The sequence below is a fragment of the Pseudomonas sp. BF-R-24 genome (genome assembly GCF_019947335.1).
GTDB classification, from domain to species: Bacteria; Pseudomonadota; Gammaproteobacteria; order Pseudomonadales; family Pseudomonadaceae; genus Aquipseudomonas; species Aquipseudomonas jessenii.
On record NZ_JAGYGG010000002.1, the window covers coordinates 189,843 to 203,748 of the forward strand.

13 protein-coding genes are annotated in these 13,906 nt (G+C 61.2%); 6 read left to right on the forward strand and 7 right to left on the reverse strand.

The window, feature by feature from the left end; genetic code table 11:
- Positions 1–29: 29 nt before the first annotated feature.
- Together KGA98_RS02430 and KGA98_RS02435 are read right to left on the reverse strand one after the other, a co-directional pair.
- Positions 30–575: a twin-arginine translocation pathway signal protein gene (locus KGA98_RS02430; RefSeq protein WP_150814813.1), complete on the reverse strand. Its 546-nt coding sequence runs from the start codon at positions 573–575 to the stop codon at positions 30–32.
- Between the two features lie 28 nt (positions 576–603).
- Positions 604–2,034 carry a coniferyl aldehyde dehydrogenase gene (locus KGA98_RS02435; RefSeq protein ID WP_223500788.1) on the reverse strand — a complete coding sequence of 477 codons (1,431 nt, stop codon included), beginning with the start codon at positions 2,032–2,034 and terminating at the stop codon, positions 604–606.
- A 145-nt stretch (positions 2,035–2,179) separates the two neighbouring features.
- Between KGA98_RS02435 and KGA98_RS02440 the strand changes: the two genes are divergently transcribed.
- Positions 2,180–2,851: a TetR/AcrR family transcriptional regulator gene (locus tag KGA98_RS02440; RefSeq protein WP_223500790.1), complete on the forward strand. Its 672-nt coding sequence runs from the start codon at positions 2,180–2,182 to the stop codon at positions 2,849–2,851.
- Between the two features lie 32 nt (positions 2,852–2,883).
- Complete coding sequence (locus KGA98_RS02445; RefSeq protein ID WP_090451962.1) at positions 2,884–3,738, forward strand: sulfurtransferase; 855 nt, start codon at positions 2,884–2,886, stop codon at positions 3,736–3,738.
- 121 nt (positions 3,739–3,859) lie between these two features.
- On the opposite strand, the gene KGA98_RS02450 is transcribed toward KGA98_RS02445, so the two are convergent.
- From KGA98_RS02450 to KGA98_RS02470, 5 genes are read right to left on the reverse strand one after another with little or no spacing between them, the layout of a single operon-like run.
- Positions 3,860–4,699, reverse strand: coding sequence for an AraC family transcriptional regulator (locus KGA98_RS02450; protein WP_223500792.1), 840 nt, complete (start codon positions 4,697–4,699; stop codon positions 3,860–3,862).
- A gap of 3 nt (positions 4,700–4,702) precedes the next feature.
- Positions 4,703–5,701: a hydrolase gene (locus tag KGA98_RS02455; RefSeq protein ID WP_223500802.1), complete on the reverse strand. Its 999-nt coding sequence runs from the start codon at positions 5,699–5,701 to the stop codon at positions 4,703–4,705.
- Between the two features lie 56 nt (positions 5,702–5,757).
- Positions 5,758–6,369 carry a 16S rRNA (guanine(966)-N(2))-methyltransferase RsmD gene (gene rsmD, locus KGA98_RS02460; protein WP_057712903.1) on the reverse strand — a complete coding sequence of 204 codons (612 nt, stop codon included), beginning with the start codon at positions 6,367–6,369 and terminating at the stop codon, positions 5,758–5,760.
- Complete coding sequence (locus KGA98_RS02465; RefSeq protein WP_057712904.1) at positions 6,369–7,859, reverse strand: M16 family metallopeptidase; 1,491 nt, start codon at positions 7,857–7,859, stop codon at positions 6,369–6,371. Before KGA98_RS02465 ends, rsmD begins: the two co-directional genes overlap by 1 nt.
- Positions 7,852–9,207: a M16 family metallopeptidase gene (locus tag KGA98_RS02470; protein ID WP_057712905.1), complete on the reverse strand. Its 1,356-nt coding sequence runs from the start codon at positions 9,205–9,207 to the stop codon at positions 7,852–7,854. Before KGA98_RS02470 ends, KGA98_RS02465 begins: the two co-directional genes overlap by 8 nt.
- 342 nt (positions 9,208–9,549) lie before the next feature.
- Between KGA98_RS02470 and ftsY the strand changes: the two genes are divergently transcribed.
- The 4 genes from ftsY to rpoH all read left to right on the forward strand — a co-directional run bounded on the left by ftsY (position 9,550) and on the right by rpoH (position 13,753).
- On the forward strand, positions 9,550–11,091 hold the full coding sequence (gene ftsY, locus KGA98_RS02475) for a signal recognition particle-docking protein FtsY (protein ID WP_057712906.1): 1,542 nt from the start codon (positions 9,550–9,552) through the stop codon (positions 11,089–11,091).
- A complete protein-coding gene (ftsE, locus tag KGA98_RS02480; RefSeq protein WP_007975383.1) occupies positions 11,088–11,759 on the forward strand; it encodes a cell division ATP-binding protein FtsE in 672 nt (223 codons plus the stop codon). Before ftsY ends, ftsE begins: the two co-directional genes overlap by 4 nt.
- On the forward strand, positions 11,756–12,778 hold the full coding sequence (gene ftsX / locus KGA98_RS02485; RefSeq protein WP_057712907.1) for a permease-like cell division protein FtsX: 1,023 nt from the start codon (positions 11,756–11,758) through the stop codon (positions 12,776–12,778). The genes ftsE and ftsX overlap by 4 nt, the downstream gene beginning before the upstream one ends.
- Positions 12,779–12,898: 120 nt before the next feature.
- Positions 12,899–13,753 carry an RNA polymerase sigma factor RpoH gene (gene rpoH / locus KGA98_RS02490; RefSeq protein WP_007975386.1) on the forward strand — a complete coding sequence of 285 codons (855 nt, stop codon included), beginning with the start codon at positions 12,899–12,901 and terminating at the stop codon, positions 13,751–13,753.
- The last annotated feature ends 153 nt before the right edge of the window (positions 13,754–13,906 follow it).

Consider the following 13,906-nt stretch of genomic DNA (forward strand, 5'->3'; position numbering starts at 1 on the left):
AGCTTGCTCGCGATGGAGGCGACTCGGTATCAGACGGTTGGCGGCCCGGGATACCCGCAATGCGCCCACGATTCCTTGCGGCCGTACCAGGCCATCATCACCAGTTGCAGCAAGGAGCTGTGGCCCATGCGCAACAGGCTCAACGAGCTGTTTTCCCAGCGATCGAGAAAAGCTCGGATGTCGTTGGCACTGGCGTTTTCCCAACTGCCCCAGATCCCGGTCAGCGGTCCGCGGGTCACGGCCATTCCCAGCACATCGAACAGTTGTTGAGTCAGCTTGAGCATTTCCGGCGACAGGTGGGCCAGGCTGTAATCCAGGCTTTTCAGCGTGCCATCGACAGCCTCGGGCATCCGTTCTGCGGTCACGGCACCTTCGAGCATGACCGGGATCAACGCCCGCAAAAACAGCAGGTCGCCGCTGCGTAACGTGACGAAGCCATTGGCCGGGACGCTCGACGAACAGCCGCTGAGGCTGGCTCCGAGTCCGGCGGTGGCGAGGAAAGCTGTGGCGCCGAGGCTGAATTTAAGCAACCCGCGCCGTGACAGCGCGGGTGTATCGGACAGGCTGGGGGTCATTATTGTTATTACCCGACGGTGATTATCGTTAGCGGATGAACAGCTTCTGGATCAGCTTCTGAATCGACTTGCCGTACGGCGGATAGATCAACTTCGCGGCGTTGAACCGTTGTTTGATCAACACGCCCTTGGCTTTGCTGAAGGTCAGGAACCCTTCATGTCCGTGATAGTGGCCCATGCCCGAGGCACCAATGCCACCAAACGGCATGTCGTCCTGGGCGACGTGCAGCAGGGTGTCGTTCAGGCACACGCCGCCGGAATGGGTTTCGTGCAGCACGCGCTGTTGTTCGCGCTTGTCGTAGCCGAAGTAATACAGCGCCAGTGGGCGAGGGCGCTGGTTGATGTAGGCAAATGCCTGCTCCAGATCCTTGTACGGCACGATCGGCAGCAGCGGCCCGAAGATTTCGTCCTGCATCACCGTCATCTCGTCCGTGACATTGAGCAGCAGGCTATGGCTCATGCGGCGGCCCTGGCCCTGGTCGAACAGCGGCATCAGCAACGCACCCTTGCTGGTGGCGTCACTGACGTAACCGTTGAGACGCGCCAGTTGTCGCTCATTGATGATCGCGGTGTAGTCCGGGTTGTCGGCCAGCGTCGGATAAAACCCACGGACGGCTGTGCGATAGGCTTCGACGAAAGCTCCGACGCGATTCTCCGGCACCAGCACATAGTCCGGGGCCACGCAGGTCTGGCCGGCATTCAGGGTCTTGCCGAAGGCGATGCGCTCGGCGGCGTCCTTGAGCGGCACATCCCGGGAAACGATGGCCGGGGATTTGCCGCCCAGTTCCAGGGTCACCGGGGTCAGGTTTTCCGCGGCGGCGCGCATGACGTGTTTGCCGATGCTGGTGGCGCCAGTGAACAGCAGGTGATCGAACGGCAGGCGTGAAAACGCCACGCCCATATCAGCCTCGCCCAGGACCACGCAAACCAGGTCTTCGGGGAAGATTCGCGCCAGCAGTTGCTTCATCAGCAGGCCGGTCGCGGGGGTCGACTCACTGAGCTTGAGCATCACCCGATTGCCCGCCGACAGCGCGCCGACCAACGGACCGATGGCCAGATACAGCGGGTAGTTCCACGGCACGATGACCCCGACCACGCCCAGCGGTTGGTAAACCACTTTGGCCGAAGCCGGCTGGAAAGCGGCGCCCACCTTGCGTCGCGAGGCTCGCATCCAGCCCTTGAGGTGTTTGCTGGCGTAATGGATGCCGTGCAGGCTGGGCATCAGTTCCGCGAGCAGGGTTTCATCGGCGCTGCGATGGCTGAAGTCCTGGCTGATCGCATCGATCAGGGCCTGGCGTTCATTGTTCAACAAATCCTTTAGCGCCTTGAGCCATTGCTGGCGCTGCGCGGCCGGTGGCATCGGGTTGGCGGCGTACGCGGCACGCTGGGCGTCGAACAGGGCCTGAAGCTCTTCCAGCGGCTGCTGTAGGTTCTGCAGGTAGGAAATTTCAGCAGTCATGGTCGGCTCCGGATTTATTGTAATGAAGCACTTTCTAGAGTCTATGCTCTAAAAAGTCAAATGACATCCTGGAACAGCTTTGTTTTATCCGCTCGCGGATAGATCTAAGATGCCCGTCAACGCACTCTGAATTAAAGCTCAAGCCATGGCCCCACGGATCAAAACCAGCGAGCGCATCGTGCAGAACAGCCTGGAGCTGTTCAACCAGCAGGGCGAGCGCAGCATCAGCACCAACCACATCGCTGCCCATATGGAAATTTCCCCGGGCAACCTGTACTACCACTTCCCGAACAAGCAGGCGATCATCGCCGTGCTGTTCAGCGAGTACGAAAGCCTGGTGGACAGCTTCCTGCGCCCGCCCCAGGGCCGTGCCGCCACGGTGGAAGACAAACGCTTCTACCTCAAGGAGCTGCTGTCGGCGATGTGGCGCTACCGGTTTCTGCATCGCGATCTCGAACATTTGCTCGACAGTGATCCAGACCTGGCCGACCGCTATCGACGTTTCTCCCAGCGCTGCCTGATACAGGGGGGGGCGATCTACGAAGGTTTCGTCGCCGCCGGCATCCTGAAGATGGACAAGGTGCAGATCGAGTCCCTGACGCTCAATGCCTGGATCATCCTCACGTCCTGGGTGCGCTTCCTGTGTACCACGCGGGAGAACTCCAGCCACTTGAGCGAGCAGGCCATTAAACGCGGGGTGTATCAGGTGCTGGTGCTGGAGGCCGGGTTCGTCACGGATGAGGCCCGGGATGCGGTCAGTGCCTTGTTCGAAGAGTTTTACGTGCCCCTCGCCCAGGCACTGGAAGAAGTACAGTAGGATCAAGGCCGAGTTAATCACAGGAGCCCGCTATGCCCATTGCGCAACTGATCAGCCCGCAAGCCCTGGATCTGAAAAAGGACCAGCCGGGGTTGGTGATTCTGGATTGTCGTTTTGCCCTCGAAGACCCGGATTACGGTCAGCGCAGCTATGCCGAAGGGCACATCGCCGGTTCGAGCTATGCCGACCTCGAGCGTGACCTGAGTGGCGCCGTGGTCAAGGGCGTGACCGGGCGTCATCCGTTACCCGAGCCGGCGCAACTGATCGAGCGCCTGCAAGCCTTTGGCATCAATGCCGATAGCGAAGTGGTTCTGTATGACGACGGTCCGGGGGCCTATGCGGCGCGGGCCTGGTGGTTGCTGGCATGGTTGGGCAAGCGCGACGGTGTGTTCATCCTTGATGGCGGTCTGAAGGCCTGGCACGCGGCCGGTTTGCCGCTGAGCCTGGATGCGCCGGCGATTCCCTGTGGCTCCTTCACCGGCAGTCCTGATACGGCGTTGCTGATCAGTGCCGAGCAGTTGCAAAAGCGCCTTGCACGGCCGGAACTGACCCTGCTCGATGCCCGCGCACTGCCGCGCTTCAAGGGTGAGGTGGAACCGATCGATCCGATTGCCGGGCACATCCCCGGCGCCCAGTGTGCTGCGTTTACCGAGAACCTGGGCAGCGACGGGCGCTTCCTGCCGGCCGATCAGCTCAAGCAGCGTTTTGCCGCGAAACTGGGCGATCGTTCGCCAAATGATCTGGTGGCGTACTGCGGTTCCGGCGTGACGGCGTGCCACAACCTGTTTGCGTTGTGTCTGGCCGGTTATCCGTTGGGTTCGTTGTATGCCGGGTCGTGGAGCGAGTGGATCAACGAGCCTGCGCGGGGCATTGCCACCGGCGAATAAACACCACATAACCCTGTGGGAGCGGGCTTGCTCGCGAAAGCGGTGTGACAGTCAAAGTAGATGTTGACTGAACCACCGCTTTCGCGAGCAAGCCCGCTCCCACATTGGTGTTTCGTCGCTATCAGGATCCGGGTAACTGCCGGGCTGTGCGATACGCCCCCGGTCCAACCCCATACACCTGCTTGAACTGCCGGCTCAGATGGCTCTGGTCGGCAAACCCCAGTTGCATCGCGACTTCCAGCGGCAGACAACCACTTTGCAGCAACACCCGCGCCCGGGCGATGCGCTGTTGCATCAGCCAGGTGTGCGGCGGCATACCGGTGGCCCGGCGGAACACCCGGGCGAAATGGAATGGCGAGAGATTGACCGCCGTCGCCAGCGCTTCCAGTGAAGGCGGAGCTGCCAATTGCGAGTGCAGCAATTCCTTGGCCAGGCTCACGGCACGGTGTTCCTTGCCGGGTTTGCCGGCATCAGGCACCGCCGCATGACGCTGCAACAGCGACAGCACCAGTTCACGCCAGACCGTTTGTTGCTGCAATGCGCTGGCGGGGCTTTCCAGCAAGCGGTGAAGTTGGCAGAAGCCGTTCACCAGATCCTGGTCGCGATACAGCGTGGCACCGAAGGCCGGCAAGTGGTGGGTTGGCAGTTCGAGTTCGGCCAGCAGCGAGGTCATCTGCCCGCTGTCCGGATAGAACGCCCGGTAAAGCCAGCCATCCTCGGTGCCTTTGTGACCGGTGTGCAGTTCATCAGGGTTGATCAGCACCAGCGTGCCGCTGCCCGCCAGGTGTTCGGCGCCGCGATAGCGATAACGCTGGGCGCCGGCCATGATCATGCCGATCACATAGCCGTCATGCACATGTGGGGCGAAACGATGGTCGATGTAGCGGGCGGACAATAACTCGACCCCGGCCAGTGGCGGGGTTTGCCAGAAGTGGATTGATTCGCCTTGGTCAGCGTCCATGATTCAAGAGCGCCCTATGGCGGCCAGCCACTCGGGGATGCGTCGTTCCAGGTAGTAACCCGGTTGCCTGAGCGTACCGTCGACGAAGCCGACATGCCCGCCATTGGCTTGCAGTTCGAATTGCGTGCAAGCGGACAACTCATCGACCTGCGGCAGGCTGTGGGGAAACACGAAGGGGTCGTCGGCGGCCTGAATCATCAAGGTCGGCGTACGAATTTTGCCAAGGAAATAGCGGCTGGAGGCACGGCGATAGTAATCCTCGGCATCGGCGAAACCGTGCAGGGGTGCAGTGACGCGTCCGTCGAAGTCCCAGAACGTGCGCATGTTTTCCAGGGATCCGAGGGCCGCCAGGGCTGCCAGGCCCTCCTCGCGTCCGTCATGCTGGAATTGCCGCTGCTTGTTCTTGATGTAGGCGACCATCTCGCGCATGAAATGCGCCTGGTAAACCTTGGAGAAGCCTTGCCCGATACGGTCGGCGCACTGGTCCAGGCGGAACGGCACCGACACCGCCACGGCGCCTGTCACGCCGCTGTCGCTGCCGGTTTCGCCCAAATGCTTGAGCAGGACATTACCGCCCAGGGAGTAACCCACCGCATACAGTGGCGCGAGAGGCCGTTTGGCCCGCAAGTGCCTGATGGTTTCGGCCAGGTCTTCGCTGGCGCCGGAATGGTAGCTGCGCGGCAACAGGTTGGGTTCGCCCGAACAGCCGCGCCAGTTCAGTGCGACGCTCGCCCAGCCTCGGTCACCCAGGGCTTTTTGCATGCCGGCGACATAAGGCGAATTCGAGGACCCGGTGAGCCCGTGCAATACCAGCACCAACGGTGCGTCGGCGCTGTGCGGGCCGTGCCAGTCGAGATCGAGAAAATCGCCGTCTTCAAGCCAAAGACGCTCGCGTTCGCGACCGATGTGCACGGTTTTACGCCACAGCGGCCCCCACAAGGTTTGCAAGTGCGGATTACCGAGGCCGAAGGCGGGGGTGAAGCGTTCTGGCGGATGAGACACGATCATTCTCGATGCAGCGGTGCGTAGCGGGTACGCACCTTTTTCAGGTCGGTCGGTTAACCGACGATCTCTGCCATACGTTGCCACAACGAGTAGTAGACGCGCCCGGATTTCTGCTCCCGGTGCAGGCGCCAGTTCTGCGGCAGGCCCAGGGTCGACGGCGCCGACTCGCTTTCGGTGTACACCCAGGCGTCTTCGGCCAGCCATTGGCGCTCTTCGAGCAACTTGCAAACGGCGGGCAGCAGGTTCTGGTTGAACGGTGGATCGAGGAACACCAGGTCGTAGGCCGTTGCGGTCTGGGTTTCCAGGTAGCGCAGGGCGTCGGCGGTCTGGACCTGGCCGTTGGTGCAGCGCAATGTGCCCAGGTGTTCCTTCAGGCTGGACACCGCGATGCTGCTGGCGTCCAGCGCCTGGCCCATGGCCGCGCCACGGGACAGGGCTTCGAGGAACAGCGCGCCGCTGCCGGTGAACGGGTCGAGCACCTTGGCGCCCGGCACGTAAGGCGCGAGCCAGTTGAACAGGGTTTCACGCACGCGGTCCGGCGTCGGACGCAGGCCCGGGGCGTCGGGGAAGCTCAGCTTCCGGCTGCGCCATTCGCCGCCGATGATGCGCAGCTGGTTCACGCCGTTGTGGACGTTGCGGGCAGGTTTTTTCGAATGAGTAGCCATTAATGCTCCGGAACCCCGAGCGGCTGCTCGGAAGGTTTATCAGTAGGGGCCGGTAACGGCTTTTGCGGCACGGTCGGGCCAGCGCTGACGATGACCATCTTGTTCGTGCTCAGGTGTTTGTTCATGGCGGCTTTGACCTGCTCGACGGTCAGGGACTGGGACTGTTGCATGAAGTCCTCCAGGTGACTCAACGGCAAGTTGTAAAAGCCGATGGCGCCCAGTTGGCCGACGATATCGGCGTTGCTGGCGGTGGACAGCGGGAAGCTGCCGGCCAGTTCACGCTTGGCGTCGTCGAGCTCTTTTTCGGTCGGGCCGGTTTTAAGGTAGTCGGCCAGCACATCCTGCACCAGTTTCAGGGTGCCCTCGCTCATCTCGGCGCGGGTTTGCAGGTTGATCATGAACGGGCCACGCGCCTGCATCGGCGTAAAGCCCGAATACACGCCGTAAGTCAGGCCACGCTTCTCGCGCACTTCGCTCATCAAGCGGGTGCCGAAGCCGCCGCCACCGAGAATCTGGTTACCCATGGACAATGCCGCGTAGTCCGGGTCATCGCGATCGATGCCCAATTGCGCGAGCATCAGGTTGGTCTGCTTGGACGGGAACTCGATATGGCCGACGCTGGCCTTGGGCTCAGCGGGTTGCGCAATTTTCGGCAAGGCCGGGCCTTTGGGCAGGGCGCCGGAAACCTGGGCGGCAATCGCTTCGGCTTCCGTGCGGGACAGGTCGCCGACCAGTGCGATCACCACGTTACCGGCTGCGTAGGCTTTCTCGTGGAAAGCACGCAGCTGTGCCTGGGTAATCGCCGGTACGGTTTTCGCCGTGCCGTCGCTGGCGTGTGCATACGGGTGATCACCGTACAAGCGGTTCATCAGCTCCAGGCTCGCCAGTTTGCCGGGGTTCTGTTTCTGGTATTCGAAACCGGCAAGCATCTGGTTCTTGATGCGGGCCAGCGAATCGGCAGGGAAAGTCGGCTTGCCGATGACTTCGGCGAACAGCTTCAGGGCCGGCTCGCGCTTGTCCTTGGCACTCAGGCTACGCAGCGAAGCGATTGCCATGTCCTTGAACGCGCCGTTGCCGAAATCGGCGCCCAGGCCTTCGAAGCCCCGGGCAATGGCACCGACGTCTTTACCGGCCACGCCTTCGTTGAGCATGGCGTTGGTCAACACCGCCACGCCCGGTGCATCGCCGTCCTGGCTGCTACCGGCAGCGAAGATCAGGCGCATGTCGAACATCGGCAGCTCATGGGCTTCGACAAACAGCACCTTGGTGCCTTCGGCGGTGTTCCAGGTCTGCACGTCCAGCTTGCGGTGGTTCGGTGCCTTGCCGTTGAGTTCGGTCAGCGACTGCAGTTTCTGACTGGCCTTGGCCTTGTCGAGGGCTTCGCTGGCATTGGTTTCGACAGAGCGCGACAAATAGAACGCTGCGGAACCGATAACGGTGACGGCGATCAGGCCGATCAGGGCCAGGCGGGAGGGTTTACGCTCACTCATGAGTCGTCTCCAGAGGCAGTACATGGGCGACGCTGAGACGTTCGCGAGTGAAATACAGCTTGGCGGCTTTCTGGATATCTTCCGGCGTGACGCTTTCCAGATCGGCCAGTTCGGTGTCCATCAGTTTCCATGACAGGCCGACTGTTTCCAGTTGGCCGATGGCGGTGGCCTGACTGGTGATCGAGTCGCGCTCGAAGACCAGGCCGGCGATGACTTGTGCGCGTACGCGCTCCAGCTCTTCAGCGGTTGGCGCCGTGGTTTTCAGCTGGTCGAGCAGCTTCCACAAACCGGCTTGCGCCTGGGCGATGGTCTTGTGTTTCTGCGAGTTTGGCGATGCCGACAGGGTGAAGAGACTGTCGCCACGGGTATAGGCGTCGTAACTCGACGAGCCACCGGACACCAGTTCTTCTCCGCGCTCCAGTTGCGTCGGGATGCGTCCGCTGTAGCCGCCGTCGAGCAGTGCCGAGATCAGGCGCAGGGCATTGACCAGGCGCTTGTCTTCGGCTGTGGCGATGCTCGGCACGTTGAAGGCCAGCATCAGGCTAGGCAGTTGGGTCTGCACGTGCAGGGTGATCTGGCGCTCGCCCGGTTCGGCCAGTTCCAGCGGTTTTTTCGCGGCGGGCACTTCACGCTTGGCGATCGGGCCGAAATAGCGTTGGGCCAGGGTTTTGACTTCGTCCGGGGTGACATCGCCAACCACCACCAGCGTGGCGTTGTTGGGCACGTACCAGGTTTCGTACCAGTGGCGCAGCTCTTCGACTTTCATCCGCTCAAGGTCGGCCATCCAGCCGATGGTAGGCGTGTGATAGCCGCTTGCCGGATAAGCCATGGCCTTGAAACGCTCGTAGGCCTTGGCCATCGGCTTGTCGTCGGTGCGCAGGCGACGCTCTTCCTTGATGACCTCGATTTCCTTGGCGAACTCGTCGGGCGGCAGGCGCAGGCTGGCCATGCGGTCGGCTTCCAGTTCGAAGGCCACGCCCAGGCGATCCCGGGCCAGCACCTGGTAATAGGCGGTGAAATCATCGCTGGTGAATGCGTTCTCTTCGGCGCCGAGGTCGCGCAGGATCAGCGAGGCTTCGCCGGGGCCGACTTTCTCGCTGCCTTTGAACATCATGTGTTCCAGGGCGTGGGACAGGCCGGTATTACCCGGTGTCTCGTAGCTGGAGCCGACCTTGTACCAGACCTGGGAAACCACCACGGGTGCACGGTGGTCTTCACGCACGACCACCTTCAGGCCATTGTCGAGGGTGAATTCGTGGGTGGGTTGCGGGTCGGCAGCCAGAGCCGAAAGGGGCAGGCAAACTGTGCTGAGCAGCAGGCCTGCGGCGCGGCGGGCAAGAGCATTCATTCGTTTTCAAACCTTTGGGGCTGCCCGCTTGTTCTTAGCGTCAGCGGGCGAGAGGGTGCTAGGATACTGATCCGTTTTACTGGCGGCCACGCCTATCAGGCCTTTGCGTTTGATCAGGTTGTATGGGTTTGCAGCAGAAGGTTGGAATTTATCAACTAAACTCTGCTTTTTCGCCGATTTTGCTGCTTTAGTCCTTCGTAAAAACGTTTCCGTGAGGTGCCGTTCGCACCTCGACAAAATGTTGCGCGTGAACAAGCTGGGTCAATCGCAGTCTGTTCTGCATCGAATATTTATTTGCCGGGGCGCCATTGGCGCGTCGCTACCGTGAGATAGCCGTCCTCCATGTTTGGTTCCAACGACGACAAGAAGACCCCAGCTGCGGCTGGCGAGAAGAAAAGCCTGTTCGGATGGCTGCGCAAAAAGCCGCAGGAACCCGTCGTCGAACAGCCACCAGCCATTCCTGAACCAGCGCCGACGCCGGTCCCGGTAATAGAAGAAACGCCCGCGCCGGTTGTTCTGCCGATTGCCGAGCCGTCGCTGCAACCCAAGGTTGAAGCCGTTCCCCAACCAGTCAGCGAAATCGTCACCGAACAGCCTCCGGCCCCGGCGGCCGAACCGTGGTTGACCCTGCCAGTGGCCGAAGAACCCGTGGCATTGGTCGAAAATGACCTGGCTCCTCACGTGACACCACCGATTCCGGCTCCGGCAGCGTTTACGCCAGCCCCGGTTCACGCGCCTGTGGTCGAACCGATTGTTGAGCCAGTCGTCGTGGCCGAGCCTGTGCCCGTTGTCAGCCAGCCAGAGGTTCCGGTATTCGTTGCTCCGGTTGCTCCGGTTGCTCCGGTTGCTCCGGTTGCTCCGGTTGCTCAAGCACCGGCACCCGCTCCGATTCCTGAGCCGATCGCGGCGCCCGTCGAAGCCCCGGTCGAGCCGGTACGCACCGAAGAAACCAAAGCCGGTTTCTTCGCCCGCCTCAAGCAGGGCCTGTCCAAGACCAGCGCCAGTATCGGCGAAGGCATGGCCAGCCTGTTCCTGGGCAAAAAGGTCATTGATGACGAGTTGCTCGAAGACCTCGAAACCCGTTTGCTGACCGCCGACGTGGGTGTCGAAGCCACCTCGGTGATCATTCAGCGCCTGACGCAGAAGGTTGCGCGCAAGGAGCTGGCCGATGCCGATGCCCTGTACAAATCCCTGCAAGCCGAGCTGGCAGCGATGCTCAAGCCTGTCGAGCAGCCGCTGAAAATCGCCTCGCAAAACAAGCCGTTCGTGATTCTGGTCGTCGGCGTCAACGGTGCCGGCAAGACCACCACCATCGGCAAGCTGGCGAAGAAACTGCAGCTGGAGGGCAAGAAAGTCATGCTCGCCGCCGGCGACACCTTCCGTGCCGCGGCGGTGGAGCAATTGCAGGTATGGGGTGAGCGCAACAAAATCCCGGTGATCGCGCAGCACACTGGCGCTGACTCGGCCTCGGTGATCTTCGACGCCGTGCAGGCCGCCAAGGCCCGTGGCATCGATGTGCTGATCGCCGACACCGCCGGCCGTCTGCACACCAAAGACAACCTGATGGAAGAACTGAAAAAGGTTCGCCGGGTGATCGGCAAGCTCGACGCCGACGCACCTCACGAAGTGCTGTTGGTGCTTGACGCCGGGACCGGCCAGAACGCCATCAACCAGGCCAAGCAATTCAACCAGACCGTCGAACTGACCGGCCTGGCGCTGACCAAGCTCGACGGCACCGCCAAAGGCGGGGTGATTTTCGCCCTGGCCAAGCAATTCGGCCTGCCGATCCGCTACATTGGCGTCGGCGAAGGCATCGACGATTTGCGTACCTTTGAAGCAGAACCCTTTGTCCAGGCATTGTTTGCCGAGCGGGAGCGTTCATGATTCGTTTCGAACAGGTCGGTAAGCGCTACCCGAACGGTCACGTCGGCTTGCATGAGCTGAGCTTTCGAGTCCGTCGTGGCGAGTTCTTGTTTGTCACCGGCCATTCCGGCGCCGGTAAATCCACGCTGTTGCGCCTGTTGCTGGCGATGGAACGCCCGACCAGCGGCAAGTTGCTGCTCGCCGGGCAAGACCTGAGCACCATCAGCAACGCGCAGATTCCTTTCTTGCGTCGGCAGATCGGCGTGGTGTTCCAGAATCACCAGTTGCTGTTCGATCGCACGGTGTTCAATAACGTCGCGTTGCCTTTGCAGATCCTGGGGCTGTCCAAGGCCGAGATCGCCAAGCGCGTGGACTCGGCACTGGAGCGCGTGGCGCTGTCGGATAAAACCGATCTGTACCCGGGTGACCTGTCCACCGGTCAGCAGCAGCGCGTCGGCATCGCCCGCGCCATCGTTCACCGTCCGGCCTTGCTGCTGGCGGATGAGCCGACCGGTAACCTCGACCCGCGCCTGGCCGCCGAGATCATGGGTGTGTTCGAAGACATCAATCGCCTGGGTACCAGCGTGCTGATCGCCAGTCACGACCTGGCCCTGATCGCCCGCATGCGCCATCGCATGCTGACCTTGCAACGCGGTCGATTGATCGGTGACGGGGAGGCCGCGGTATGAGTGCAACGCGTAGCCCCAAGGTTTCCGAGCGTGTGGCCCCGAAGGCCGCCGATCCGCAACCGCAAAAGAAAAAACACGACGATGACGACGGGCCGGACTTTGCCACGTTGTTCCGCGCCTGGATCGAAAGTCATCGCGCCAGCCTGGTGGACAGCCTGCGCCGCCTGGGCAAGCAGCCTATCGGCAGTTTCTTCACCTGCATGGTGATGGCGGTGGCCCTGAGTTTGCCCATGGGGCTGTCACTTTTGCTAAGTAACGTCGAGCGTCTGGGTGGTTCCTGGCAGCGTGCGGCGCAGATTTCCCTGTATCTGGACCTTGAGGCCAAGCCGGCCGAAGGCGAAGCGCTGCGCGATCAGATCAAGGGCATGCCTGGCGTCGCCGAGGCCGAATACGTTGGCCGGGATCAGGCGCTGGAAGAGTTCCAGCAACAGTCCGGGCTGGGCGAGGCGCTCAAGGAGTTGCCGGAGAACCCGCTGCCGGGCGTGGTCCTGGTGACGCCGACTGAAGTCGACAAGCCGGCTCTTGAAGCATTAAGACAAAAACTATCCGAGCTGCCGAAGGTACAACAGGCGCAACTTGATTTAGTCTGGGTCGAGCGTCTGGCAGCCATCCTCAAGCTGGGTGACCGTTTTGTCTTCGGTCTGACCGTGCTTCTGGTTTCTGCATTACTTTTGGTGATAGGCAATACCATTCGTCTTCATATTGAAAACCGCCGCACAGAGATAGAAGTGATTAAACTGGTCGGCGGCACTGACAGCTATGTGCGCAGGCCCTTTCTGTATATGGGTGCGCTGTATGGCTTCGGTGCGGGGATTCTGTCCTGGGGCGTTCTGGCGTTCGGCCTTGATTGGCTGAACGACGCGGTGGTGGGGCTGGCCGGTTTGTACGGCAGTGATTTCGCGCTGGCTGGAGTGCCAGTTGCCGACGGTCTGTCTCTCTTGCTTGGCGCGGTGCTGTTGGGGTATATCGGTGCATGGATTGCAGTCGCACGCCACCTGAGGGAGCTTGCGCCTAAGTAGTATCATTTTGCTCGTATTGACCTTTCAGCGTTTATGGGTTTTAGGGAACTTGTCTTTCGGTTTCCGGTCAATTTTCGCAGTGCTGAACTGCACGAGTTTGTAAGTCGGAGGTTTTTTCGTATGACCAATTCTTTGCAACCTGCATATGCTCTGGTCCCGGGTGCGAACCTGGAGGCCTATGTGCACACCGTCAACAGCATTCCATTGCTGTCGCCGGAGCAGGAGCGTGAACTGGCCGAGAGTCTCTATTATGAGCAGGATTTGGGGGCGGCTCGGCAGATGGTGCTCGCCCACCTGCGTTTTGTCGTACATATCGCCCGTAGCTATTCCGGCTACGGTCTGGCTCAGGCTGACCTGATCCAGGAAGGCAACGTCGGCCTGATGAAGGCCGTGAAGCGCTTCAACCCGGAAATGGGCGTGCGCCTGGTGTCCTTTGCCGTGCACTGGATCAAGGCGGAAATCCACGAGTTCATCCTGCGCAACTGGCGCATCGTGAAAGTCGCGACCACCAAGGCCCAGCGCAAGCTGTTCTTCAACCTGCGCAGCCAGAAGAAGCGTCTGGCCTGGCTGAACAACGAAGAAGTCCATCGCGTAGCGGAAAGCCTGGGTGTAGAGCCTCGGGAAGTACGCGAGATGGAAAGCCGCCTGACCGGCCATGACATGGCCTTCGATCCGGCTGCCGAAGCGGACGACGACAGTGCGTTCCAGTCGCCGGCCAACTATCTGGAAGACCACCGGTACGATCCGGCCCGTCAACTGGAAGATGCCGACTGGAGCGACAACTCCAACCACAACCTGCACGAAGCGCTGGAAGTGCTGGACGACCGCAGCCGTGACATCCTCTACCAGCGCTGGCTGGCGGAAGAAAAAGCCACGCTGCACGACCTGGCGCAGAAGTACAACGTGTCGGCCGAGCGTATTCGTCAGCTTGAGAAAAGCGCGATGAACAAGCTCAAGTTGTCGATCGCTGCGTAACTGGCGAGCAGGCAATAAAAAACGCCCCGATCATTGATCCTGTGGGAGCGAGCTTGCTCGCGATGAGGCCCGAACATTCAATATAAAAGTTGAATGTCAGGCCGTCATCGCGGGCAAGCCCGCTCCCACAGTGGTTTTCAGGGTCTGAAAAAT

Bases quoted from the DNA above. Each gene is read 5' to 3' on its own strand.
- KGA98_RS02430 (WP_150814813.1), bottom strand. From the start codon at position 575: ATGACCCCCAGCCTGTCCGATACACCCGCGCTGTCACGGCGCGGGTTG.
- KGA98_RS02435 (WP_223500788.1), bottom strand. From the start codon at position 2,034: ATGACTGCTGAAATTTCCTACCTGCAGAACCTACAGCAGCCGCTGGAA.
- KGA98_RS02440 (WP_223500790.1), top strand. From the start codon at position 2,180: ATGGCCCCACGGATCAAAACCAGCGAGCGCATCGTGCAGAACAGCCTG.
- KGA98_RS02445 (WP_090451962.1), top strand. From the start codon at position 2,884: ATGCCCATTGCGCAACTGATCAGCCCGCAAGCCCTGGATCTGAAAAAG.
- KGA98_RS02450 (WP_223500792.1), bottom strand. From the start codon at position 4,699: ATGGACGCTGACCAAGGCGAATCAATCCACTTCTGGCAAACCCCGCCA.
- rsmD (WP_057712903.1), bottom strand. From the start codon at position 6,369: ATGGCTACTCATTCGAAAAAACCTGCCCGCAACGTCCACAACGGCGTG.
- KGA98_RS02465 (WP_057712904.1), bottom strand. From the start codon at position 7,859: ATGAGTGAGCGTAAACCCTCCCGCCTGGCCCTGATCGGCCTGATCGCC.
- KGA98_RS02470 (WP_057712905.1), bottom strand. From the start codon at position 9,207: ATGAATGCTCTTGCCCGCCGCGCCGCAGGCCTGCTGCTCAGCACAGTT.
- ftsY (WP_057712906.1), top strand. From the start codon at position 9,550: ATGTTTGGTTCCAACGACGACAAGAAGACCCCAGCTGCGGCTGGCGAG.
- ftsE (WP_007975383.1), top strand. From the start codon at position 11,088: ATGATTCGTTTCGAACAGGTCGGTAAGCGCTACCCGAACGGTCACGTC.
- ftsX (WP_057712907.1), top strand. From the start codon at position 11,756: ATGAGTGCAACGCGTAGCCCCAAGGTTTCCGAGCGTGTGGCCCCGAAG.
- rpoH (WP_007975386.1), top strand. From the start codon at position 12,899: ATGACCAATTCTTTGCAACCTGCATATGCTCTGGTCCCGGGTGCGAAC.